The organism is Rhodoferax sp., assembly GCF_025354435.1.
Classification (GTDB): domain Bacteria; phylum Pseudomonadota; class Gammaproteobacteria; order Burkholderiales; family Burkholderiaceae_C; genus Rhodoferax_B.
Map to the genome: position 1 here is coordinate 142,344 of NZ_JANXMU010000007.1, position 21,245 is coordinate 163,588.

At 63.4% G+C, this 21,245-nt stretch carries 19 protein-coding genes; 14 read left to right on the forward strand and 5 right to left on the reverse strand.

The annotated features are described in order from the left end of the window. Nucleotides 1–36: 36 nt before the first annotated feature. Complete coding sequence (locus Q0T48_RS01845) at nt 37–1,230, reverse strand: PLP-dependent aminotransferase family protein (protein WP_295951575.1); 1,194 nt, start codon at nt 1,228–1,230, stop codon at nt 37–39. Between the two features lie 159 nt (nt 1,231–1,389). On the opposite strand from Q0T48_RS01845, the gene Q0T48_RS01850 reads away from it, so the two are divergent. Further along, nucleotides 1,390–2,190: an HDOD domain-containing protein gene (locus tag Q0T48_RS01850; RefSeq protein ID WP_295951578.1), complete on the forward strand. Its 801-nt coding sequence runs from the start codon at nt 1,390–1,392 to the stop codon at nt 2,188–2,190. Between the two features lie 19 nt (nt 2,191–2,209). After that, complete coding sequence (gene nth / locus Q0T48_RS01855) at nt 2,210–2,854, forward strand: endonuclease III (RefSeq protein ID WP_295951580.1); 645 nt, start codon at nt 2,210–2,212, stop codon at nt 2,852–2,854. Here nth and Q0T48_RS01860 read toward each other — a convergent pair. The 3 genes from Q0T48_RS01860 to cobT all read right to left on the reverse strand — a co-directional run bounded on the left by Q0T48_RS01860 (nt 2,824) and on the right by cobT (nt 7,855). Then, on the reverse strand, nt 2,824–4,443 hold the full coding sequence (locus Q0T48_RS01860; RefSeq protein WP_295951583.1) for a diguanylate cyclase: 1,620 nt from the start codon (nt 4,441–4,443) through the stop codon (nt 2,824–2,826). The two genes, nth and Q0T48_RS01860, sit on opposite strands and share 31 nt — an antisense overlap. Further along, complete coding sequence (locus Q0T48_RS01865) at nt 4,373–6,625, reverse strand: EAL domain-containing protein (protein ID WP_295951587.1); 2,253 nt, start codon at nt 6,623–6,625, stop codon at nt 4,373–4,375. Before Q0T48_RS01865 ends, Q0T48_RS01860 begins: the two co-directional genes overlap by 71 nt. A 201-nt stretch (nt 6,626–6,826) precedes the next feature. Continuing rightward, nucleotides 6,827–7,855, reverse strand: coding sequence for a nicotinate-nucleotide--dimethylbenzimidazole phosphoribosyltransferase (cobT, locus tag Q0T48_RS01870; protein WP_295951590.1), 1,029 nt, complete (start codon nt 7,853–7,855; stop codon nt 6,827–6,829). A 217-nt stretch (nt 7,856–8,072) separates the two neighbouring features. Between cobT and Q0T48_RS01875 the strand changes: the two genes are divergently transcribed. From Q0T48_RS01875 to Q0T48_RS01930, 12 genes are all read left to right on the forward strand, one after another. Beyond that, nucleotides 8,073–8,843 carry a transporter substrate-binding domain-containing protein gene (locus Q0T48_RS01875; protein ID WP_295951593.1) on the forward strand — a complete coding sequence of 257 codons (771 nt, stop codon included), beginning with the start codon at nt 8,073–8,075 and terminating at the stop codon, nt 8,841–8,843. 76 nt (nt 8,844–8,919) lie between these two features. Continuing rightward, nucleotides 8,920–9,606 (forward strand): ABC transporter permease subunit, encoded by a 687-nt coding sequence (locus tag Q0T48_RS01880; RefSeq protein ID WP_295951596.1) that lies wholly within the window; start codon nt 8,920–8,922, stop codon nt 9,604–9,606. Between the two features lie 2 nt (nt 9,607–9,608). After that, nucleotides 9,609–10,322: an ABC transporter permease subunit gene (locus tag Q0T48_RS01885; RefSeq protein ID WP_295951599.1), complete on the forward strand. Its 714-nt coding sequence runs from the start codon at nt 9,609–9,611 to the stop codon at nt 10,320–10,322. Nucleotides 10,323–10,328: 6 nt separating this feature from the next. Further along, nucleotides 10,329–11,441, forward strand: a complete 1,113-nt coding sequence (locus Q0T48_RS01890) for a succinylglutamate desuccinylase/aspartoacylase family protein (RefSeq protein ID WP_295951601.1) — start codon at nt 10,329–10,331, stop codon at nt 11,439–11,441. Between the two features lie 20 nt (nt 11,442–11,461). Continuing rightward, entirely contained in the window at nt 11,462–12,238 is a 777-nt protein-coding gene (locus Q0T48_RS01895; RefSeq protein WP_295951604.1) for an ATP-binding cassette domain-containing protein, read from the forward strand. A 109-nt stretch (nt 12,239–12,347) separates the two neighbouring features. Continuing rightward, nucleotides 12,348–13,442: a LacI family DNA-binding transcriptional regulator gene (locus Q0T48_RS01900; RefSeq protein WP_295951607.1), complete on the forward strand. Its 1,095-nt coding sequence runs from the start codon at nt 12,348–12,350 to the stop codon at nt 13,440–13,442. Between the two features lie 131 nt (nt 13,443–13,573). Beyond that, nucleotides 13,574–14,542: an ABC transporter substrate-binding protein gene (locus Q0T48_RS01905; RefSeq protein ID WP_295951609.1), complete on the forward strand. Its 969-nt coding sequence runs from the start codon at nt 13,574–13,576 to the stop codon at nt 14,540–14,542. 112 nt (nt 14,543–14,654) lie between these two features. Next, nucleotides 14,655–16,172: a sugar ABC transporter ATP-binding protein gene (locus Q0T48_RS01910; RefSeq protein WP_295951652.1), complete on the forward strand. Its 1,518-nt coding sequence runs from the start codon at nt 14,655–14,657 to the stop codon at nt 16,170–16,172. After that, nucleotides 16,165–17,109 carry an ABC transporter permease gene (locus tag Q0T48_RS01915; protein ID WP_295951610.1) on the forward strand — a complete coding sequence of 315 codons (945 nt, stop codon included), beginning with the start codon at nt 16,165–16,167 and terminating at the stop codon, nt 17,107–17,109. The genes Q0T48_RS01910 and Q0T48_RS01915 overlap by 8 nt, the downstream gene beginning before the upstream one ends. Then, nucleotides 17,106–18,050, forward strand: coding sequence for an ABC transporter permease (locus Q0T48_RS01920; RefSeq protein WP_295951612.1), 945 nt, complete (start codon nt 17,106–17,108; stop codon nt 18,048–18,050). Before Q0T48_RS01915 ends, Q0T48_RS01920 begins: the two co-directional genes overlap by 4 nt. Next, the gene (locus tag Q0T48_RS01925) at nt 18,050–18,838 is read left to right on the forward strand and encodes a phytanoyl-CoA dioxygenase family protein (RefSeq protein ID WP_295951614.1); all 789 of its coding nucleotides are present in this window, start codon (nt 18,050–18,052) and stop codon (nt 18,836–18,838) included. The genes Q0T48_RS01920 and Q0T48_RS01925 overlap by 1 nt, the downstream gene beginning before the upstream one ends. A 3-nt stretch (nt 18,839–18,841) precedes the next feature. Beyond that, complete coding sequence (locus Q0T48_RS01930; RefSeq protein ID WP_295951616.1) at nt 18,842–19,771, forward strand: aldose 1-epimerase; 930 nt, start codon at nt 18,842–18,844, stop codon at nt 19,769–19,771. Between the two features lie 24 nt (nt 19,772–19,795). On the opposite strand, the gene Q0T48_RS01935 is transcribed toward Q0T48_RS01930, so the two are convergent. Continuing rightward, complete coding sequence (locus Q0T48_RS01935) at nt 19,796–21,241, reverse strand: EAL domain-containing protein (protein ID WP_295951619.1); 1,446 nt, start codon at nt 21,239–21,241, stop codon at nt 19,796–19,798. Nucleotides 21,242–21,245: the final 4 nt, after the last annotated feature.

The window sequence follows — 21,245 nt, forward strand, 5'->3', positions numbered from 1 at the left end:
ATATTTTCTATAAATTTAAACCGGCTGCAGGGCGGCTTACAGCGCCTGCGCCAGGCGCGCAATGCCCTCTTCGATCTTCTCCACACCCACAGTGGCAAAGCTCAGGCGCAGCGTAGAGACATCGGCATCGTGCGCAAAGAACGGCGCGCCAGGTACAAAGGCCACCAGCTTCTCAATCGCGCGCTTGGCAAATGCACTGGCATCGCGCCCCTCGGTCAGGCGGGCCCAAAAGAACATGCCACCTTGCGGGGCGTTGAAGGTGATGGCGCTCCCCAGTTCGCGCTGCAGCGATGCAGCCATCACCCGGGCGCGCTCGGCGTAGGTGGTGCGCACCACGGCCAGCGCAGCGTCCAGACGGTTGAGCGTGAGGTAGTGGGCGGCGGTGGCCTGGGTCAGGTTGCTGGTGTGGGCATCGCTGAATTGTTTGCACATGGTGGCGGCGGCCAGCATGGCGGGCGGGGCAATCATCCAGCCCACGCGCAGGCCGGGGCTCAAAATTTTGCTCATCGAACCGCAGTGCACCAGCCATTCGCGGCTGCCGGGCACGCCGTCGCTCAGGGCCAGCATGCTGGGGGGTGGCGGCTGGTCGAAGTACAGCTCTCCGTAGGGGTCGTCTTCGACGATCAGGGTCTGGGTGCGCACCGCTATTTCGAGGATGCGCTTGCGCCGCTCCAGGCTCAGCGTGGCCCCGCTGGGGTTGCCAAAGGTGGGGATCAGGTAGACCAGTTTGGGCTTGTGCTGGTCGATGAGCTTTTCCAGCGCGTCCACGTCCACGCCATCTGCATCGATGGGCGCACCGATAAGCTTGGCACCGTACAGGCGGAAGCACTGGATGGTGGCCAAAAAGGTGGGCGCTTCGACGATCACCGTGTCACCGGGGTTGATCATGGTTTTGGCCACCAGGTCCAGCGCTTGCTGGCTGCCGGTGGTGACGATCAGGCCGTCCGGGGCGACGGTTGCGCCCTTGTTGCCCATGAAGCGGCTGAGCTGTTCACGCAGCGGATTGAAGCCTTCGGTGGCACCGTACTGCAGCACCGGGCCGGGGTTGTTGGCCAGCACGGCGGCGGTGGATGCAGCAATGCCTTCCACATCGAACAGCGCCGGGTCGGGGAAACCGCCCGCGAAGCTGATGATGCCGGGCGTGCCCAGCAGCTTGAAGAGCTCGCGAATGGCCGAGGTTTCGACATTCTGGAGACGGTCGGCAAACGGTAAAGAAACAGGCAATGGCATAGGGATGTACTCGCTTTCGGGGGTCATTGTCGCCAATCCGAGCACGGCTGTTCTGGACCGGTGCAATGCGGGCTTTACACACCCAAAAGCGGCCCATAAATGGTTCAGAATAGCGTCGGATGTAACCAATTAATTCAAATCTCAACCACAGGACGCCCCATGCCCGACATCGCCGTATTTTTTCAAACGGTCAAGTTGCCCGTCATGTCCGAAGTTGCGCATGCGCTGATCCGCACGCTGAACGACGACGACGCGACCGGCCCGCAGGTGGCGGCCATCATCGCCAAGGACTCGACGCTCACCGCCAAGCTTTTGCGGCTGGCCAACAGCGCCAGTTTTGGCCTGAGCCGCAGCGTGAGTTCACTGGACGATGCCATCAGCCTGGTGGGCATAGGCCGCGTGCGCACGCTGGGCCTGGCGGCATCCATGGGCGATGCGTTTCCGGTGGTGGATGGCCTGAGCCGCACCGAGTTCTGGCGCAGTTGCATGGTGAGTGCGGGTTACGCGCAGTGGCTGGCGGCCCACCTGGGGCTGGACGGCAGCGAGGCCTGGCTGGCCAGCATGATGGTGCGGCTGGGCGAGCTGATGATTGCCCAGGTACAGCCCGCCAGCCTGGCCGAGATTGAAAAACTGCCGCACCAGCCCGGTGGACGCTGGGAACGTGAGCAACGCCTGATTGGCTTTAGCGAAGGCCAGATTACCGCCGAACTGGCCCGCCGCTGGAACTTCCCCGCCGAGATCGTGCGGGCGCTGGACACCTCGTCCGACCCCATGGAAGCCAAGCCCTTCAACCGGCTGGGCGGTATCGTCCACCTGGCCATGCTGCTGGCCGACATGCCGCCCGGTGGCCCCGAAATGCTGGACGGCCTGCCCGAGGAAGTGGTGAAGAAGCTGCAGCTCAACCCCGAGTGGATGCGCACCAAGTTCCCCCTGCCCGACACGTTTATTCAAGTTAATTGATCTGGGGTGTAATCCCGGCATGAAACGCGAAGCTATTGCCGGATTTTTTGCCACCCTCCAGGCCGCCAACCCGATGCCGGTGACCGAGCTGGAGTACACCAGTGTGTTCGAGCTGCTCACTGCTGTGTTGCTGTCGGCCCAAGCCACCGACGTGGGGGTCAACAAGGCCACGCGCCGCCTGTTCCCGGTAGCCAACACACCGCAGGCCATATTGGACCTGGGGCTGGACGGGCTGGAGGGCTATATCAAGACCATCGGCCTGTACCACAGCAAGGCCAAGCACCTGCTGCAAACCTGTCAGATGCTGGTGCAACTGCACGGCGGCACCGTGCCGCGCACCCGCGAGGCGCTGGAGGCCCTGCCCGGCGTGGGCCGCAAAACCGCCAATGTGGTGCTAAACGTCGCCTTTGGCGAGCCCACCATGGCGGTGGACACGCACATCTTTCGCCTGGGCAACCGCACCGGGCTAGCACCGGGCAAAACCCCGCTGGATGTAGAAAAAGGCTTGCTCAAACGCATTCCGCCCGCCTACATGGTGGATGCACACCACTGGCTGATCCTGCATGGTCGCTACGTCTGCCAGGCCCGCAAACCGCTGTGCTGGCAGTGCGGCGTAGCGCAGTTTTGCGACTTTCAGCCCAAGACGGTGGCGGCTACAGGCTGAACGTTGGCGGCGGGTGGATGGGTTTCAAACAGCAGCAGCATCAGCCAACCGTCGCTGTACGAGGTTTCAAACAGATGGAACCAGCGTCCATCAACCATGTCCACCAAAAAATTGCGCTGGGGCTGGCTACGCCGCTTGCCGTCGGCCGCCCGCAGCCAAGCTTCGATGTCGTCGGTGGCAATGCGCGGGCCGACCTGGTGCAGGTAGCTGTTACGAATGATGTCGCGAAAATTCAGCGCATCCGGCGGCACAGCAAAGAGCTTGAGAAAGGCTGGATTGGCAGTTGCCAAGCGGTCAGAAGGGTCAAACAGCGCAAACGGGGCTTCAGAAATATCCAGGCCTGTCAGCAACTGGGAGACGCGCAACGGGTCGGTCAGTAGCGCCGGGGTGCTGTAGCTGGAGCGCGCAAATGTGGGCACCAGCGCCCCGGGCTGGGTGGCACCACCCTCTTCGCCCAACACCACCACGCAGTCACGGCCCCGGTGTTTGGCGCGGTACAGCATTTGGTCGGCCAGGCGCAGCCAGGCTTCTACATTGGGCACGTCGGCGGTCAGCTCGGCCACGCCAAAACTGGCGGTGACCAGCGCGCCATCCAGCAGTTGCTGGGCGTGCAGGTCACGGCGCAGCCGGTCGAGAACATCGCGGGCGGCATCGGCCGAGGTCATGGGCAAGAGCACGCCGAATTCTTCTCCGCCGTAGCGGCCACAGACATCGGTTTCCCGCAGCACGCGGTTCAGAGCCGCGGCAAACCGGCAGATGGCCTGGTCGCCTGCGGCATGGCCATGCAGGTCGTTGATGCGTTTGAAGTGGTCCAAATCGGCCATCACCAATACAGCAGGCTGGCCCTGGCGGCGAAACCGCGCAAACTCGGCGCGCACCAGTTGCTCCCAGTGGCTGCGGTTGTACAGGCCCGACAAACCATCGTGCTGGCTTTGGTGCTCTAGCGCCAGGCTTTGTTGCTTCAGGCGGTGGATGGCCTTGCGCGCGATGTGGCTGATCAAAATTGGCTGGCAGACCAGCAGCGGCAGGCAGGCCAGTACCGTCCAACGGGCGGCATCCAGCTGAATATGCAGGCCAAACAAGACCACGCCCAAGGCGATGCCCAGGGCCTGCAAGACCAGCCCGCGCACCACCAGACTCACACCGCCTCCGGCCATGGTGTCCATGCTCAACAGGCTCACCGCCAGCACACTGGGTAGCAAGTTTAACTGCATCAGCGCCATCCACACGCCGCCCAGAAAATGGTCGGCCAACAGGTTGCGGCGCTCGGCCTCGCGCGGGTTGGTGGCACGGCGGGCCAGCCACCAGGCCACATGGGGGCCCACAAAGCAATGCAACGCTGGGCCTATCCACATCCACGCCGGCGTGGCATTTTGGATGAATACGGCAGCGGTCATCACAAACCCCAGGGCCAGCCCGACCATGCGGGATAAGTAGCTGCGCCGGGCGAACCCCAAATGGTTCTGCAATGCCTCCGGCGACGGGTCACGGGTCACGGTGGCCATAGTCTGTACGGCCTCAGGGTCCGGCATCGGCATGCCGGGCGGCAAGCCACTGCTCCAGGCCGTCGGCGGGCAATGGGCGGGCATACAAATAGCCCTGCAGCACCCGGCAGCCGCGGGAGGTCAGAAATTCGGCCTGCATCAGGGTCTCGACCCCTTCGGCCACCACCGTCAGGTCCAGACCGTCGCCGATGCGTAGCACGGTGTTGGTCAGTGCCCGGGCGGCGGCGTTGTCGGCCAGGTCTTGCACAAAGCTTTTGTCCAGCTTGAGCTCGTGGATCGGCAGGCGGTGCAGGTAGCCCAGCGACGAGTAGCCGGTGCCAAAGTCATCCAGCGACAAATGCACGCCCAGGGCCTGCACGGCCTCGATGGTGGCGGGCACGCCTTCGGTGGTGTCCATGACCACGCTTTCGGTCATCTCCAGCGTCAGGTCTTGCGGCTGCAGGCCGTGCTGACGCAGCAGTTCGGCCACCAGAGCGGGCAGGCCCGGGTTTTGGAAGTTGCGCGCCGACACATTCACCGCCACCCGGGGCACGGCCACGCCGCGGGCGCGCCAGTCGGCCATCTGGCGGCAGGCTTCGCCCAGGCCCCAGCGGGTGAGTTCGTCGATCAGCCCGCACTCTTCGGCCAGCGGAATGAACTGGTCCGGTGATACCGGCCCCAACTGTGGGTGCTCCCACCGTGCCAGCGCCTCCACGCCGTACAGCACTGAACCGGCCGAGCCGCTGACCTGCGGCTGGTAGTGCAGGTGCAGTTGCCCCAGGCGCAGCGCCTCGCGCAGAGCCGCTTCCAGTGACAGCCGCTCCAGCGTACGGCGGTTCATGGCATCGTTGAAGAAGCGCAGGCAGCCACGCCCGTCGTGCTTGGCCTGGCGCATGGCCAAATCTGCCTCGCGCAGCAGGGTGTCAAAGTCTTGCCCGTCCTCGGGGAACATAGCCACACCCACGCTGGCGTTGGGGTGCACGCTCACACCCGAGGGCAATTCCACCGGGGCGGCAATGGCGGCCAGCAGGCGCTCTGCGGCCGCCGCGGCCTGTTCGGTGGAGCAGTCCGTCAGTACCGCCACAAACTCGTCGCCCGCCTGGCGGCCCACCAGATCGCGGCCACGGACCTCTTGGCTGAGCCGGTTGGCGATTTCGCTCAGCAGCACATCGCCTGCGCCGTGGCCTTGTTCCTCATTGACGTGCTTGAATCGGTCAATATTGATGAACAGCAGGGCCAGCGGTTCCTGGGCACGCTGGGCCTCGGAGACCGCCCGCTCAGCCTTGGTGCGCAACAACTTGCGGTTTGGCAGACTGGTCAGTGCGTCGTAAAAAGCCAGGTGGTGGATGTGGGCGCGCGACTCCTCACGCTCCATCGCCAGCGCACACAGGTGCAAGCTGACATCAACCAGCCGCTGGTGCAGGGCATCGGGGCCGCGCTGGGTGCGGTAGTAAAACGCAAAAGTGCCCAGCACCCGGCCATCGTGGGCCATGATGGGGCTGGACCAGCAGGCCACCAGCCCATGCGGCAGGATCAAGTCTTTGTATGGAGCCCACAGCGGGTCGGTGGCGATGTCGGTCACGGTGACCGGCTCACCACGCCAGGCGGCCGTGCCGCACGAACCCACACCCGCGCCGATGGAAACACCGGTGATGGCGTTAGAAAACTCAACCGGCAGGCTGGGCGCGGCCAGGGCTTGCAGCTGCCCCTGGGCATCCACCGCCAGGATGGAGGCCGCCACCTCCGGTGCAATGTGCTCCACCTCGCGGCAAACCAGGTCCATCAGCTGCGGCAAAGGCAGCTCTTCGGCCATGGCGTGCAGCAGCTTGTACTGCAGCACCTCGTGCATCTTGGTCTGGGTGATATCGGCCAGCACCCCCACCACACCGGTGAATGCGCCGTCGGCATCGAACAAAGGGTTGGCCACCACCGACACCCACAGAGGCCGCCCGGCCTTGGTGTAGAGCAGGATATCGGCGCGGCCTCCGCCAGTCTGGCGCAGCTCGCGCTTGATGCGCTCCACCGCTTGCATATCGGTGTGCGGCCCTGTCAGGCAGGCACTGACCGTACGGCCCAGCACCTCGTCCAGGGTGTAGCCAAACATGCTGGTAAAGCCTGCATTGGCAAAGGTAATACGGGTGTCTGGCCCGCCCACGATGAAAGCGTTGTCGCTCTGGTTCACCACCTCCAGCAGCTGCTGCAAGGGGTCATCGTTATAGCGGCTATGGCCGCCGTCAACCGGGGAGGCTTCCGTATCAACAACAGCAAGCAGGCGGGAGGTTTGCATGTTTGCATTGTGGAAGTATTCAATCCAGTTTACCAACCAGCATGCGAAATAGTGGACAAGTTTAGGCCACCGTTAACCAGACAAACCCTTGTAGCGCAGTGTGGGTTGCCAGCGTTGACCGCAATCAAAATTAGGTATTAAATCGACCTATAGCGCATACTCCACTTACGCTAGTAGCTATTTATTCAATAGCAAACAGTCTTATGCGGCACCGCTTTTCGACACGCCAGCGGACGCAAAACTGGCCATCTCGGCCAGCACTAGGCAGGCCGATTGCAGCAGCGGCCAGGCCAGCGCTGCGCCCGATCCCTCGCCCAACCGCAGACCCACATCCAGCAGCGGCTGCGCACCCAGATGGTGCAGCATCAGGCTGTGGCCATGCTCACCCGAGCGGTGGGCAAACACGCAGCGCTGCAACACCAGCGGCTGCAGTGCGTGCGCCACCATTACCACTGCCGTGGTGATGAAACCGTCTACCACCACCACCCGCCGCTCCTCGGCAGCTTGCAGCACCGCGCCCAGCATGGTGGCCATTTCGAAACCGCCAAACACCTCCAGGGCATGCAGCGGGTCGTGGACAGCGGCATGGCGCTCCAGCACCTGGATCAGCACGGCTACTTTGCGTTGCAGACCGGCATCGTCCAGCCCGGTGCCCACACCGGTGCAGTCGGCAATCGGCAACCCGGTCAGGCGCGCCATCAACAGCGACGCGGCCGAGGTGTTGCCAATGCCCATTTCGCCCAGCAGCAGCACGTTGCCCGGCAGGCTTTTAACGATCGCGCGGCCCTGGGCGATGGCGCGTTCGCATTCGGCCGCGCTCATGGCGGCTTCGTTCAGGGAGTCGGCGGTACCGTAGGCAATCTTGTAGTCCAGGAAGCCAGCGCGTGGCGCAAAGTCGTGGCGCACGCCGCAGTCCACCACCGTCAGGGCGATGCCGTGCTGGCGCGCCAGCACGCTCACACAAGCTCCCCCGGCCAAAAAGTTCTCTACCATCTGCCAGGTCACATCGCTGGGATAGGCCGACACGCCACGTGCCGCCAGGCCATGGTCGCCCGCAAAAACCACCAGTTGGGGCTGCACCAATTGGGGCGCATCGGTACCCAGAATTTCGCCCAGTTGCAGTGCCAGCGCCTCCAACCCGCCGAGCGAGCCCAGAGGCTTGGTTTTCTGGTCCAGCTTGGTTTGCAAGACTTGGCGCAGGGCGGAATCGGACAGATCGGACAAGGTCATACAAGGGCTCGTGGTTCAGAACAAAAATCCCGAACGTTACATGAAAAAACGTGTATTACTCCGCCTAATAGCGCCGCTGGTATGAGAATTGCGTTCGCCCTCAAAGGGCTATTAAGGGCAAACACCAGCAAGAGTGCACCATTTTGGAACCTAGAATTTGCCGCTTATCGAGTACGGCCAACGCCACTTTTCGTAACTGAATTACCAGGAAACATTGATGAAAAAAATCGTTCTGACCTTCGCATTGACCGCACTGGCTGCTACCGCGTTCGCCCAGGGTAAAGACCTCAAGGTCGCCATTGACCCCACCTACGAACCCTTCACCTTCAAAACCGCCGACGGCAAGCCCACCGGTTTTGATGTGGACATCGCCAGCGCCCTGTGCGAGCAGATCAAACGCAAGTGCGTGTTTGTCGAACAGGTGTGGGACAGCATGATCCCCGGCCTGCAAGCCAAGAAATACGATGCCATCATCAGCTCAATGTCCATCACCGAAGACCGCCTCAAAGTGGTGGACTTCACCAACAAGTACTACAACACCCCCAGCAAGATCGTCGTCAAGAACGACATCAAGTTCACCGATCTGGCTTCGCTCAAGGGCAAGAAAATCGGCGTGCTCAAAGGCAGCACCCAAGAAAAGTACGCCAATGGTGAGCTGAAGAAGGTTGGCGTGATCGTCACCCCTTACGAAGCGCAAGACCAGGTCTACCTGGATATCAAATCAGGCCGCCTGGATGGCACCGTGGCCGATATCGTCGAAGTCACCGGTGGCTTCCTGAGCAAGCCCGAAGGCAAGGACTACCATGCTGTTGGCGAAGAGCTGTACATCCCTAAATACTTTGGTGGCGGTGCTGGCGTGGCCATCCGCAAGGGCGACAAGGTTTTGAAAGACGAGTTGAACACGGCGATTGCTGCCATCCGCGCCAACGGCACCTACAAAACCTTGAACGACAAGTACTTCAAGTTTGACGTGTACGGCACGAAGTAAGCTTTAGCCTGCGTCGCCGTGGTCAGGTTGCACAGCAACCGCCACGGCGTATTTTTTTCTTCCCAGGACACTCCTTTTGAACGATTACTACTGGTCCATTCTTCACGGTGCGGTGCTGACCGTCGGGGTGTCCCTGGCGGCACTGGTGGTGTCGGTATTACTGGGCCTGATCGGGGCTGCGGCCAAACTATCGGGTCGACCGCTGCTGGTTATCCCGGCCACGCTCTACACGACCATCATCCGGGGCATTCCCGATCTGGTGCTGATGCTGCTGGTGTTCTACGGCGGCACGATTGGGGTAAATGCCCTGCTGGAAATGGCTGGCAGCGAAGCCACCCTGGACCTGAACCCGTTTTTTGCCGGCGTGCTTACACTCGGCTTTATCTACGGCGCTTACATGACTGAAACCTTTCGCGGTGCCATCATGGCGATTCCGCGCGGTCAGTTTGAAGCCGCAGCCGCCTTTGGCATGGGCCCACGGCAAGCATTTTTGCGCATCACCGCACCGCAAATGGTCCGCTACGCCCTGCCCGGCTTTACCAACAACTGGCTGGTGCTGATCAAGTCCACCGCCCTGGTCAGTTTGATCGGCCTGCAGGAAATGACCTATCTGGCCAAGCAGGCCAGTGCCGCGACCCGTTCGCCCTTTGCCTACCTGCTGTTTGCGGGCGGGCTGTTTCTCATCTTCACCTGGGTCTCGTTGGCGGTGCTGCGCAAGCTCAACGCACGCTACAGCCTGGGTACCAAACGGATCGCCTTTTAACCATGAACTGGGAAGTCATATTCCGGGCCGAGAGCCTGGCCATGTTCGGCGAAGGCATCGTCACCACGCTATCCCTGCTGTTTGCGTCGGTCGCCATTGGGGCCGTGTTGGCGGTTATTTTTGCGCTGGCGCTGACCAGCAACAGCAAGCTGCTCGTGCGCTTGGTGGGGGCCTATACCTTCGTGATTCGCGGCACGCCGCTGCTGATCCAGGTGTACCTGATCTATTACGGCCTGGCCCAACTCGAGTGGATCCAGGCCCGCTGGGACACCGTGTGGCCGCTGGTGTACTTCAAGAACGCCTTCTTCTGCGCGTTGCTGGCCTTTGCGCTGAACACCGCAGGCTACACCGCCGAAATGCTGGCCGGATCTATCCGCGAAACCAATGCGGGCGAGATCGAAGCCGCCCAGTCGCTGGGCATGAGCCGCTTCAAGATTCTGCTGCGCGTCGTGCTGCCCAGCGCCATGCGCCGCACCCTGCCCGCCTACAGCAACGAGGTAGTGATGATGCTGCAAAGCACCAGCCTGGCCAGTGCCGTGCCTGGCCTGCTGGACATCACCGCCGCAGCCAGCCGGATCTACTCTGACTTCTACCTGCCGTTTGAAGCCTATCTGTTTGCCGCCGCGCTGTACCTGATTGGCACCTTTGCCCTGATTGCGCTGTTCCGGCTGGCCGAAAAGCACTTCCTTGCCTACCTGGCCCCTCGCAAGCACTGACGACTTATGCACCGTACCGACCATGTACTGCGCAGCCAAAGCATTGGCAGCCAGAAAACCCTGAGTAGCTTCCATTTCGGCACCCCTGGTGCCCGCCCCAAGGTCTACATCCAGGCCAGCCTGCATGCCGAAGAGCTGCCCGGCATGCTGACTGCCTATCACCTGCGCCGCCTGCTGGAACAGGCCGAGGCGCAGGGCCAGATCCAGGGCGAAATCATCCTGGTGCCCATGGCCAACCCCATCGGGTTGGCACAGCGGGTAGACCACAAACCCATGGGCCGGTTCGACCTGAACACCTCCGAGAACTTCAACCGCCACTTCCCCGACCTGTGCGCCGCCGTGCTGCCGCTGATCGAGGGCAAGTTGGGGTCGGACGGCACGGCCAACGTCACCTCCATCCGCCAAGCCATGGCCACGCATCTGCAGGCCTGGCAACCCGATACCGAACTGGCCAGCCAGCGCAAACAGTTGGTCAGCCTGGCCTTTGATGCCGACGTGGTGCTGGACCTGCACTGCGACTGCGAAGCCGTGATGCACATGTACACCGAGACGCCCTGCTGGCCGGCCATGGAGCCGCTGGCCCGCCTGCTGGGTGCCCGGGCCGTACTGCTGGCCAAAAATTCGGGCGGCCTGTCGTTTGACGAAAGCATGTCGGGCCCCTGGTGGCAACTGGCCGAAAAGCTGCCCTTCCCGATTCCCCAGGCTTGCGCCAGCACCACGGTGGAGTTGCGCGGTGAAGGCGATGTCAACCACACCTTCGGCAAGGCCGATGCCAGCGCTTTATTTGGTTATTTGCAGCACCTGGGTGCGGTGGGGGGCGAGCCGCCTGCCCTGCCCGAACTGGCCTGCGCCGCCACCCCCCTGGCCGGTGCGCAGTTTGTGAAGTCGCCCGTGCCCGGACTGCTGGTGTTTGCCGCCAAACCGGGCGACCGCTTGGCCCTGGGTGACCTGGTGGCCGAAATCATCGACCCCATCAGTGGCACCGTGCACGCCCTGCGCGCCGAAGTACCCGGCGTGGTGTATGCCCGCACTACCGAGCGCTACGCCACCCCTGGTGACGACCTGGCCAATATTGCGGGCAGCGTGCCCTTTCGCACCGGCAACCTGCTGGGCGCTTAAATTCTTGAAATGACTGTTCTATGACCACCCAGCCCCTCAAACTCCAGGCCATCGACATCCACAAAAAGTTTGGCTCCAATGAGGTGCTCAAAGGCGTTTCGCTGGAGGCCCGCGCGGGAGATGTGATCAGCATCATCGGCAGCTCTGGGTCTGGCAAGAGCACGTTCTTGCGCTGCATGAACCTGCTGGAAAAGCCCAACGCCGGTCGCATCATCGTGGCCGGTGAAGAACTCAAGCTGGTGGCCGACAAAAACGGTGAACTGGTCGCGGCAGAGGCCAAGCAGTTGCAGCGCATGCGCACCAAGCTGGCCATGGTGTTCCAGCATTTCAACCTGTGGGCCCACATGACGGTGCTGCAAAACATCATCGAAGCCCCCATCCATGTGCTGGGCGTGCCCAAGGACGAAGCCATTGCCCGTGCCCGCAAATACCTCAAGCTGGTCGATCTGCAAGGCAAAGAAGACGCCTACCCCGCCCACATGAGCGGCGGCCAGCAGCAGCGCGTGGCCATTGCCCGCTCGCTGGCGATTGAGCCCGAGGTAATGCTGTTTGACGAGCCCACCAGCGCACTCGACCCCGAGCTGGTGTCCGAAGTGCTGCGGGTCATGCAAACCCTGGCCCAGGAAGGCCGCACCATGGTAGTGGTGACCCACGAAATGGGCTTTGCCCGCGAAGTGTCCAACCACCTGATCTTCTTGCACAAGGGCTGCATCGAAGAGCAAGGCGTGCCCCGCGAGGTCCTGACCCAGCCCAAGAGCGAACGCTTGCAGCAGTTCTTGTCGGGCAGTTTGAAGTAAGTTTGCTGCCTGCGCAGAGGTTGCAGGAGCGGCTTCTTATGATTTAATAAAAATCAAGTGAAATTCCATTTTTATTAGTCATAAAAAATAATAACCTCCAATGCGTGACATGAAGACCTCCAAGCCGGGCAAGTCCAGCAAGCGCGCCACCATGACCGACATCGCCACCCAGGCGGGGGTGTCGCAGTCCACCGTCTCGCTGGTGCTGAACGCCATGACGGGCACCAAGCTCTCCAAGGAAACCCGGCAACGGGTACTGCGCATTGCCGAAGAACTGGGCTACCAGTTACCCGAGGGCCGCAAAGCCACTGCGGCCGACACGGCCCCTTCGCCCAGCATGCCACCCAAAGACGCACGTCGCCTTATCCTCTACCTGGTGGACGAAATATCCACCAGCCCGCACCCCGTTGTGTCGGTCGATGGCGCCAAAGATGAAGCCTGGAACCAGGACACGCTGGTGGCGGTGTTTGCCACCCGCTCCAATGCCGACATAGAGTCGGCGGTGCTGGCGGCCATGCTGGCCAACCCACTACTGGCAGGCGTGGTGTATTCCACCATCTTCACCCGCCAAACCGTGCCACCTGCAGCCCTTTCGGGCGTGCCCACGGTGTTGCTGAACTGCTATGTCCCCGAGGGCACCGAGCCACACTTCTCCTCGATCGTGCCGTCGGAAGTCGTGGGCGGCACCACGGCCACCGAGTACCTGGTGCACGCGGGCCACAAACGCATTGGCTTCATCAACGGCGAGCCCTGGATGGACGCAGCCAAAGAGCGCCTCAAAGGCTACTGCCGGGCTCTGTCCAGCGCCGACATTGCCTTTGACGAAACCCTGGTGCGCGAAGGCGACTGGCAGGTCACCACCGGCTTTGACTGCACCCTGTCGCTGATGCAAAACGCCCAGCCCCCCAGCGCCATCTTCTGCGCCAACGACCTGATGGCCGTGGGCTGCCTGGAGGCTTTGCACTGCCTGGGCCTGAACGTACCCGCCGATGTCTCGGTGATCGGCTACGACGACCAGGAAATCGCCCGCCATACCCACCCGCCACTGACCACCCTGGTCTTGCCCAACTACGAGATGGGCCGCCTGGCGGTGGAGTTGCTGCTGGACGAAGCCAACGGCATGCCGCACCGCAAACGGCGCATCAAGGTCGAAGCGCAACTGGTGGAACGCGGTACGGTCGGGCCGCCGCCCACCAAGTCATAACTTCTTGGGAAATAATTACTAATATTAGTAATAACACCAATGAAACAATGCAGGTTCATTCATACCATGCGTTGTCTTCATTCGATTGACCGTTTGGAGACTCTGTTTAACCACACAAAAAAAGAGGCTCCATGCGCTCCAACTTCACCCTTCTGGCCCTGGCTCTGGCCGCCACCTATTTCTCTGGCGCAGCCGCTGCAGACGCACCCAAGGTAGCCCAGAAAGCCGCCTACAAAGTCGGCTTTGCCCAAACCGAAAGCAACAACCCCTGGCGCCTGGCCGAAACCAAGAGCTTCCAGGACGTGGCAGCCTCTTGCGGCTGGCAAGTCATCTTTACCGACGCGGGAGGTTCTGCCGCCAAGCAGGTGGCTGACATTGATTCGCTGATTGCCCAAAAGGTCGATCTGCTGGTGTTCCCACCGCGCGAAGACAAGCCGCTGATCCCGGCCGTGATGAAGGCAAAAAAGGCGGGCATCCCGGTGATCCTGGTCGACCGCGATGTGGACCACAAGTTGGCCAAGCCCGGCGTGGACTACATCACTTTCATTGGCTCGGACTTCATCGACCAGGGCCGCCGCGCAGCCGATGCACTGGTGAAAGCCACCGGTGGCAAAGCCAACATCATCGAGCTGGAAGGCAGCACCGGCGCGTCCGCCGCCACCGACCGCAAGAAGGGTTTTGACGCCGAAATCGCCAAGCACCCCGGCATGAAGATCGTGGCCTCGCAGTCTGGCGACTTCAACCGCGACAAGGGCCGCCAACTGGCGCAAACCCTGCTGCAAGCCCACCCCGAAGCCAACGCCGTCTACGGCCACAACGACGAAATGGCCGTGGGCGCCATCACCGCCATCGAAGCCGCAGGCAAGGTACCTGGCAAGGATATTTTTGTGGTCTCCATCGACGGCCAGCGCAACGCCCTAGATGCCATCATCGCGGGCAAGATGGTCGCCACCGTGCAATCCTCGCCCTACTTTGGCGGCATCAGTTGCAAGATTGCCCAGGCCTCGGCCAAGGGTGAAAAGATCCCTGCCTGGGTGAAGGTAGAAGACAAGATCTACGACATCAGCAACGCCGCAAAAGACATCGCCGAAGGCTTCTAACCCCGCCTTGCTCCTAGCCAGTGGGTGCGCGGCGCAATACCGCGCACCCTGCGAAGTTGTCTTCACCCAGGAAGTTGAATCTGTGTCTATCGCCTCTGCGCCGCTGCTGTCCATGCAGGGCATTTCCAAATATTTTGCGGGCGTACCGGCCTTACGCGATGCCTCTCTGGGCCTGCAGGCCGGTGAGGTGCACGCCCTGATCGGCCAGAACGGCGCGGGCAAATCCACCATGATCAAGGTGATGACGGGGGCCTACACCCTGGACGGCCCGCAGGACGCGGGCCGCATCCAGTTTGAGGGCCGGGACGTCCACTTCAAGTCGCCCAAACAAGCCCGCGAAAACGGCATCAACACCATCTACCAGGAGATCAACCTGGTGCCCTTTGCCTCGGTGGCGGAAAACATTTTTCTAGGTCGCGAACCCAGGCGCCTGGGCCTGATCGACTGGCCACGCATCCACCGCGAGGCGCAGCAGGCCGTGGCATCGGTCGGCCTGTCGGTCGATGTACGCCAGCCGGTCTCCAGCCTGTCCACCGCCGCCCAGCAAATGGTGGCAATTGCGCGTGCCGTGTCGGTCGATGCCAAGCTGGTCATCATGGACGAGTCCACCTCCAGCCTGGACGACCGCGAAGTCGAGCTGCTGTTTGGCGTGATCCGCCAACTCAAGGCCGATGGCCGCACCGTCGTGTTTGTATCCCACCGGCTGGACGAGCTCTACGCCATTTGCGACCGCGTCACCGTGATGCGCGACGGCCAGACAGTACACGTGTCCCCCATGGCCGCCATCTCCAAGCTGGACCTGGTGACCACCATGCTGGGCAAAGAACTATCGGCCGCGCACCGCTCTGGCGCTGCCCGTACACCCATTGCCCACCAGACCCCGCTGTTGCAAGCCCAGGCCCTGCAAGCCGCACCCAAACTGCGTGGCATCTCGCTGGATGTGCAGGCGGGCGAAACCGTCGGCCTGGCCGGGCTGCTGGGCTCGGGCCGCACGGAAACCATGCGCCTGCTGTTCGGTGCCGACCAGCCCGACGGCGGCACGCTGCGCTTCAACGGCCAGGCCGTGGCTTTCCACGCACCGGCCGATGCCATCGCCCAGGGCATTGCCTACCTGTCGGAAGACCGCAAGATCGAAGCCATCTTCCCTGAGCTGTCGGTGCGCGAAAACATGACCATGGTGCTGCTGCCGCAACTGGCCCAGCTGGGCATCGTCAACCGGGCGACGCAGATGCAAGTGGTAGACCGCTTCATCGCCCAGCTCGGCATCAAGACCTCTGGGCCTGAGCAACCCATCAAGGAACTCTCCGGCGGCAACCAGCAAAAAGTGCTGCTGGCGCGCTGGCTGGCGCTGTCGCCCCGGCTGCTACTGCTGGACGAGCCCACGCGCGGCATTGACGTGGGGGCCAAGGCCGATATCGCCAACCTGGTCCACGCACTGGCCGCCAAGGGCATGGGCATTTTGATGTCGGCCAGCGAGCTGGAAGAACTGGTCAGCATGGGCGACCGCGTGGTGGTGCTGCGCGACGGCAGCAGCATTGCCGAGATCAGCGGCGATGCCCTGAGCGAGCAGTCCATCATGGCCGCGATTGCCGAAGGCCGCAGTACCCTGGGGGCCGCCGCCCATGGATAAGCTCAAAACCGGCCTTCAACACGGGCTGAAAAACGGCGGTGCCTTGCTGGCACTGGCACTGCTGGTGGCATTCAACCTGGTGTTCACCGAGAGCTTTCTCTCACTGCAAACCCTGAACGTCAATCTCACCCAGGTCACCACCATCGTGATCGTTGGCGTGGGCATGACGCTGGTGATCGCCACCGGCGGCATCGACCTGTCGGTCGGCGCGCTGATGGCAATTGCGGGCACCCTGGCCCCGTTGATCTTCCAGGCCCTGCCCGGCCCACTGGGTTTGGCGCTGGGCATCGCCGTGCCGATCTTGGTGGCGGCGGCCTGCGGCTGCTTCAATGGCTGGCTGGTGACCAGTTTCAACATCCAGCCCATTGTGGCCACCCTGGTGCTTTTCATCGCTGGGCGCGGCGTGGCGCAGGTGCTAACCAATGGCAACTTGCTGGCCTTTGCCAACGACGGTTTTGCTGTGCTGGGCAAGGGCAAGCTGCTGGGCGTGCCGGTGCAGGTGCTGCTGATGCTGGCCATCGTGCTGGCCGCGTCCTGGATGCTGCGGTGCACCGTGTTTGGCCGCTTCATCGTCGCCACCGGGGCGAATGCCCGGGCCGCGCACCTGTCCGGCATACCGGCGGCGCGCATCAAGGTGGCGGTGTACGCCCTGTGCGGTGCGCTCGCGGGGCTGGCCGGGCTGATCACGGTGTCGATCAACGCCTCATCCGATGCCAACCAGAACGGCCTGGGCATGGAGCTGGATGCGATTGCCGCCACCGCCGTGGGCGGCACGCTGCTGGCGGGTGGGCGGGCCAACATCTTTGGCACGCTGGTCGGCGCGCTGATCATCCAGTTGATGCGCTACACCTTGCTGGCGCACGGCGTGCCCGACGCAGCCGCCATGCTGGCCAAGGCCGCCATCATCGTCGTCGCCGTATGGGTGCAAAAGAAATGATAAAAAACAAAGAACTCTTAGGTGTCTCCACCGCCGTCATCCTGCTCATGCTGCTGGGCGCGCTGCGCTACGAGAACTTCTTCAGCGCCTACAACTTGCTGGAATTTGGCCGCTACAACACCATGTTCGCGCTGATCTCCATCGGCATGGCGTTTGTGATCATGGCTGGTGGGATTGACCTGTCGGTGGGCACCGTCGCCGCGCTGGCCTCGGTGGTGTCGGCCCTGGTGTCGCCGTACAACGCGCTAGGCGCGGTGCTGGCCGGCACGCTGGCAGGCACGCTATGCGGCTGCATCAACGGGCTGATGGTGTCGCGCCTGCGCATCCAGCCCTTCATTGCCACCCTGGCCATGACGCTGGCGGCCCACGGCCTGGCGCTGCTGCTGGCGGACAACCAGGCGGTGTCCCCGTCGTACGACACCAGCTTCACCGAGGTCGGCCAGGGCGACCGGCTGGGCGTGCCGGTGCCCATGTGGATTTTGCTGGTGATGCTGGCGCTAGCCGGGGTGGCGCATGTCTACACCGCGTTTGGCCGCCACACGTTGGCCATCGGCGGCAGCGAAGAAGCCGCCAAGTTGATGGGGCTGAACGTGCACAAAAACCTGCTGCTGGTCTACGCGCTGTCGGGCACGCTGGCCGGGCTGGCGGGCGTGCTGCTGGCGGACCAGGGCTCAGGCCAGCCCAACGAGGGCATGGGCTGGGATCTGTTTGCCATCTCGGCGGTGGTGGTGGGCGGCACGTTGCTCAGTGGCGGCGCGGGCTCCATTGCCGCCACCATGGTCGGCGTGGTGCTGCTGGGGTTGGTGTTCAACCTGCTGAATTTTGAGAACGGGCTAGGCCAGTTCACCCTGTCGTCGTACTGGCAGTCGGTGGTGCGCGGCGTGTTCTTGTTGGTCGTGGTGCTGATCCAGGCCCATGTGTTGAAAAAGAGAGGCCGCTGATGCGCTTGACCCCCACCGAAATCGACACCCACGTCGAAACCTTCAACCGCGACGGCATGGTCATGCTGCGCGGCCACTTTGCCCCCGATGTGCTGGCCGCCTGGCGCACGGCATTTGCGCCCCTGCTGGCCGCGCATATCGAGAAGGAAAAAGACGCGCCCAACCGGGGCAGCCACCGGCACTACGTTACCCTGCCCTTCAGCGGCCTGTTTGCCGACCCGGCCATCCACGCCGACCCGGACGTGCTGGCCATCGTGGAGCGCGTTGCCGGGGCCAACCCGGTGCTCTGCCAGCTGGCCACCGACACGCCGCTGCGCGGCTCCGACTACCAACCCTGGCACCGCGACACCCCGCCGCTGTTCGAGGAATGGGGACGCGAAACCCCGGCCTTCCAGCTGGCCGTCAACTTCGCCCTGTGCGAAGTAACCCCCGACAACGGCCCGCTGGAAACCACGCTGGGCACCCATTTATTAGAAAGAAATCAGGCTCTAGCCCAGATAGAGTCTACGCAAGCAGCTATACAAAGTGTAGTGATGGGACTGGGCGACGTACTGATCCGCGATGTGCGCCAAATCCACCGGGGCACGCCCAACCGCACCGACCAGCCCCGGCCCATGGTGGTGCTGGGCTACAGCCGCCGCTGGCTGCACCGGCCCGAGGTAAATATCCGCGTGCCGCAACACACCTGGGACCACTTGCCCCCGCGCAGCCAGCAGTTGCTGCGCTTCAACCCCATCGTGGCCGACGGCGATGCACCGCTGGACAACTACCGCCAGTTTGCCTACTGAGCCATGCACGACACCCCCGATCTGGTGTGGCTGCACGCGGGCAACACCCACCTGGCACTGGCCCCGGCCATTGGCGGTGCCATCGCGGCGCTCTACACGCTGGACCAGCACAGCCCGCTAACGGACCCGCCCGATGCCTTCCACTGGCTGCGCCCGGCCACCGCCGCGGCCCTGCAGGCCCGCGACCCGCTGCGCATGGCCAGCTTTCCACTGGTGCCCTGGTGCAACCGTATCCGCGATGGCCAGGCGCAGGCGCTGGGCCACCGCCTGGCCCTGCCCAACGCGGGCGGCAAGGAGCACGCCCTGCACGGCCTGGGCTGGCAGGCCGCGTGGACGGTGCTGGACGCCACGGCCAGCACCGTGGCGCTGGAATTTACCCACCCTGGCGGTGCCTGGCCCTGGGCCTTCACGGCGCGGCAGCAGTTCCATTTGACGGCCCAAGGCCTGCACTGCACGCTATCGCTGCGCAACGACGGCACGGCCCCCATGCCCGCCGCGCTGGGCCACCACCCCTACTTTCCCCACCGCCCCGGCACCCGGCTGCGCTGTACCGTACAGGCCATGTGGGAGTCGGATGCCGACCTACTGCCGCTGCGCCTGGGCCAGCCCGATTTTTTGCCCGCACTGCGCCAGGGCATGGCGCTGGACGCGCTGGACCTGGACAACAACTTCACCGGCTGGGACCGCCGGTTTGCCATCACCTGGCCCGCCCAGGCCCGGCAGCTGACGCTGGAGGCCGATGCGCCCCTGGACTACTTCGTGCTGTTTTGCCCGCGCGGGGCCGACCACTTTTGCGCCGAGCCGGTCAGCAACTGCACCGACTGGCTGAATCATGGCAGCGGGCCTGAAGTGGGTGGCAGCACACTGGAGGCCGGGGCCACACTGGCCTGCGGTTTCCGCCTGGCCTGGACGGATCTGGGCCCACCTGGATAAAGCACCCGCTCCGAGCACTATTTCTCAGGCCAAGGCCGCATCCGACCAGCCCATGATGAATGCGCGGGCATGCGCCGCATCCATCGGCTTGGCAATCCAGTAACCCTGGGCCTGGGCGCAGCCCATGCGGCGCAGCTGTTCGAACTGGGCGGCGGTTTCCACGCCTTCAGCGGTGGTCTCCAGATGCAGGGCCTGGGCCAATTGGACGATGGTTTGCACAATCGCGGCGGCACTGCTGTCGCCATCGGCGGCATCCAGAATACTGACAAATGAGCGGTCGATCTTGAGCTTGTCCAGCGGAAAACTACGCAGGTAGGCCAGGCTGGAATAGCCGGTACCAAAGTCGTCCAGCGCCACCCGCACGCCCTTCGCACGCAGCGCATGCAGCACCGCCAGCGCGGCTTGGCTGTCGTGCATCAGGGTGGACTCGGTGATTTCCAGCTCCAGCCGGGCGCTGGGCAGGCCGCTGTGCTGCAGGGCGTTGTCGACCACCGCCAGCACGTCGGCATTGCCAAACTGCACCGCCGATAGATTTACCGCCACGCGCAGATGCGCAGGCCAGCCCACCGCATCCACGCAAGCCTGGCGCAGCACCCAAGCCCCCAGCGGCACGATCAGCCCGCTTTCTTCGGCCACCGTGATGAATTCCAGCGGCGACACCAGCCCCCGCAGCGGATGCTGCCAGCGCACCAGCGCCTCAAAGCCCAGCAGCGCGCCGCTGGCCAGATCGACCTGCGGCTGGTAGTGCAGCACAAATTCACCGCGCTGCAAGGCCTGGTCCAGGTCGCTCAGCACCGCCAGGTGCTGCTGGGCACGCAGGGCCAGAGCCGGGTCAAAAAACCGCAGCGTGTGGCGGCCGGCAGCCTTGGCGGCGTACAAGGCCATGTCGCTCACCTTCAGCAACTGCTCGGCGGTGTCGGCATCGACAGGCGCAAAGCCCACGCCGATGCTGGCGTGCACCGCGATACGGTGGCCGTTGGCCGTCCACGGCTGGGCCAGTACATCCTGCATCTGCGCGCCCAGCCGCTCGGCCTCGGGCCGCTCCAGCATGCCGGGCAGCAGCAGCGCAAACTCGTCGCCGCCCAGCCGGGCCAGCAAGGCCAAAGGGTCCAGCACCGACTGCAAACGCTGGGCGACTTCTTGCAGCAGCTGGTCGCCCACGGCTTGGCCCAGCGAGTCGTTGACGGTTTTGAAGTTGTCCAGGTCCAGCAGCAACAAGGTGCACGGCCCCGCAGAAGCGGCGGGCGCGAAATAGCCTGCCAGCCGTTTGCCAAACTGGTAGCGGTTGGCCAGCCCGGTCAGGGTGTCGATATGCGCCAGGCGGGCCATTTCCAGCTCGCGCTGGCGGGCGGCGGTGATGTCCGAGCCCACGCCGCGCCAGCCTTGCCACTGGCCCGCACCGTCGTGCAAGGGCTTGGCGGTCAGCGACCACCACTGCAACTGCCCGGCCACCCGCGCGGGTACCAACACGCCG

Bases quoted from the DNA above. Each gene is read 5' to 3' on its own strand.
- Q0T48_RS01925 (WP_295951614.1), top strand. From the start codon at position 18,050: ATGCGCTTGACCCCCACCGAAATCGACACCCACGTCGAAACCTTCAAC.
- Q0T48_RS01850 (WP_295951578.1), top strand. From the start codon at position 1,390: ATGCCCGACATCGCCGTATTTTTTCAAACGGTCAAGTTGCCCGTCATG.
- Q0T48_RS01890 (WP_295951601.1), top strand. From the start codon at position 10,329: ATGCACCGTACCGACCATGTACTGCGCAGCCAAAGCATTGGCAGCCAG.
- Q0T48_RS01900 (WP_295951607.1), top strand. From the start codon at position 12,348: ATGAAGACCTCCAAGCCGGGCAAGTCCAGCAAGCGCGCCACCATGACC.
- nth (WP_295951580.1), top strand. From the start codon at position 2,210: ATGAAACGCGAAGCTATTGCCGGATTTTTTGCCACCCTCCAGGCCGCC.
- Q0T48_RS01910 (WP_295951652.1), top strand. From the start codon at position 14,655: ATGCAGGGCATTTCCAAATATTTTGCGGGCGTACCGGCCTTACGCGAT.
- Q0T48_RS01860 (WP_295951583.1), bottom strand. From the start codon at position 4,443: ATGCCCGCCCATTGCCCGCCGACGGCCTGGAGCAGTGGCTTGCCGCCC.
- Q0T48_RS01930 (WP_295951616.1), top strand. From the start codon at position 18,842: ATGCACGACACCCCCGATCTGGTGTGGCTGCACGCGGGCAACACCCAC.
- Q0T48_RS01845 (WP_295951575.1), bottom strand. From the start codon at position 1,230: ATGCCATTGCCTGTTTCTTTACCGTTTGCCGACCGTCTCCAGAATGTC.
- Q0T48_RS01875 (WP_295951593.1), top strand. From the start codon at position 8,073: ATGAAAAAAATCGTTCTGACCTTCGCATTGACCGCACTGGCTGCTACC.
- cobT (WP_295951590.1), bottom strand. From the start codon at position 7,855: ATGACCTTGTCCGATCTGTCCGATTCCGCCCTGCGCCAAGTCTTGCAA.
- Q0T48_RS01865 (WP_295951587.1), bottom strand. From the start codon at position 6,625: ATGCAAACCTCCCGCCTGCTTGCTGTTGTTGATACGGAAGCCTCCCCG.
- Q0T48_RS01885 (WP_295951599.1), top strand. From the start codon at position 9,609: ATGAACTGGGAAGTCATATTCCGGGCCGAGAGCCTGGCCATGTTCGGC.
- Q0T48_RS01895 (WP_295951604.1), top strand. From the start codon at position 11,462: ATGACCACCCAGCCCCTCAAACTCCAGGCCATCGACATCCACAAAAAG.
- Q0T48_RS01905 (WP_295951609.1), top strand. From the start codon at position 13,574: ATGCGCTCCAACTTCACCCTTCTGGCCCTGGCTCTGGCCGCCACCTAT.
- Q0T48_RS01915 (WP_295951610.1), top strand. From the start codon at position 16,165: ATGGATAAGCTCAAAACCGGCCTTCAACACGGGCTGAAAAACGGCGGT.
- Q0T48_RS01920 (WP_295951612.1), top strand. From the start codon at position 17,106: ATGATAAAAAACAAAGAACTCTTAGGTGTCTCCACCGCCGTCATCCTG.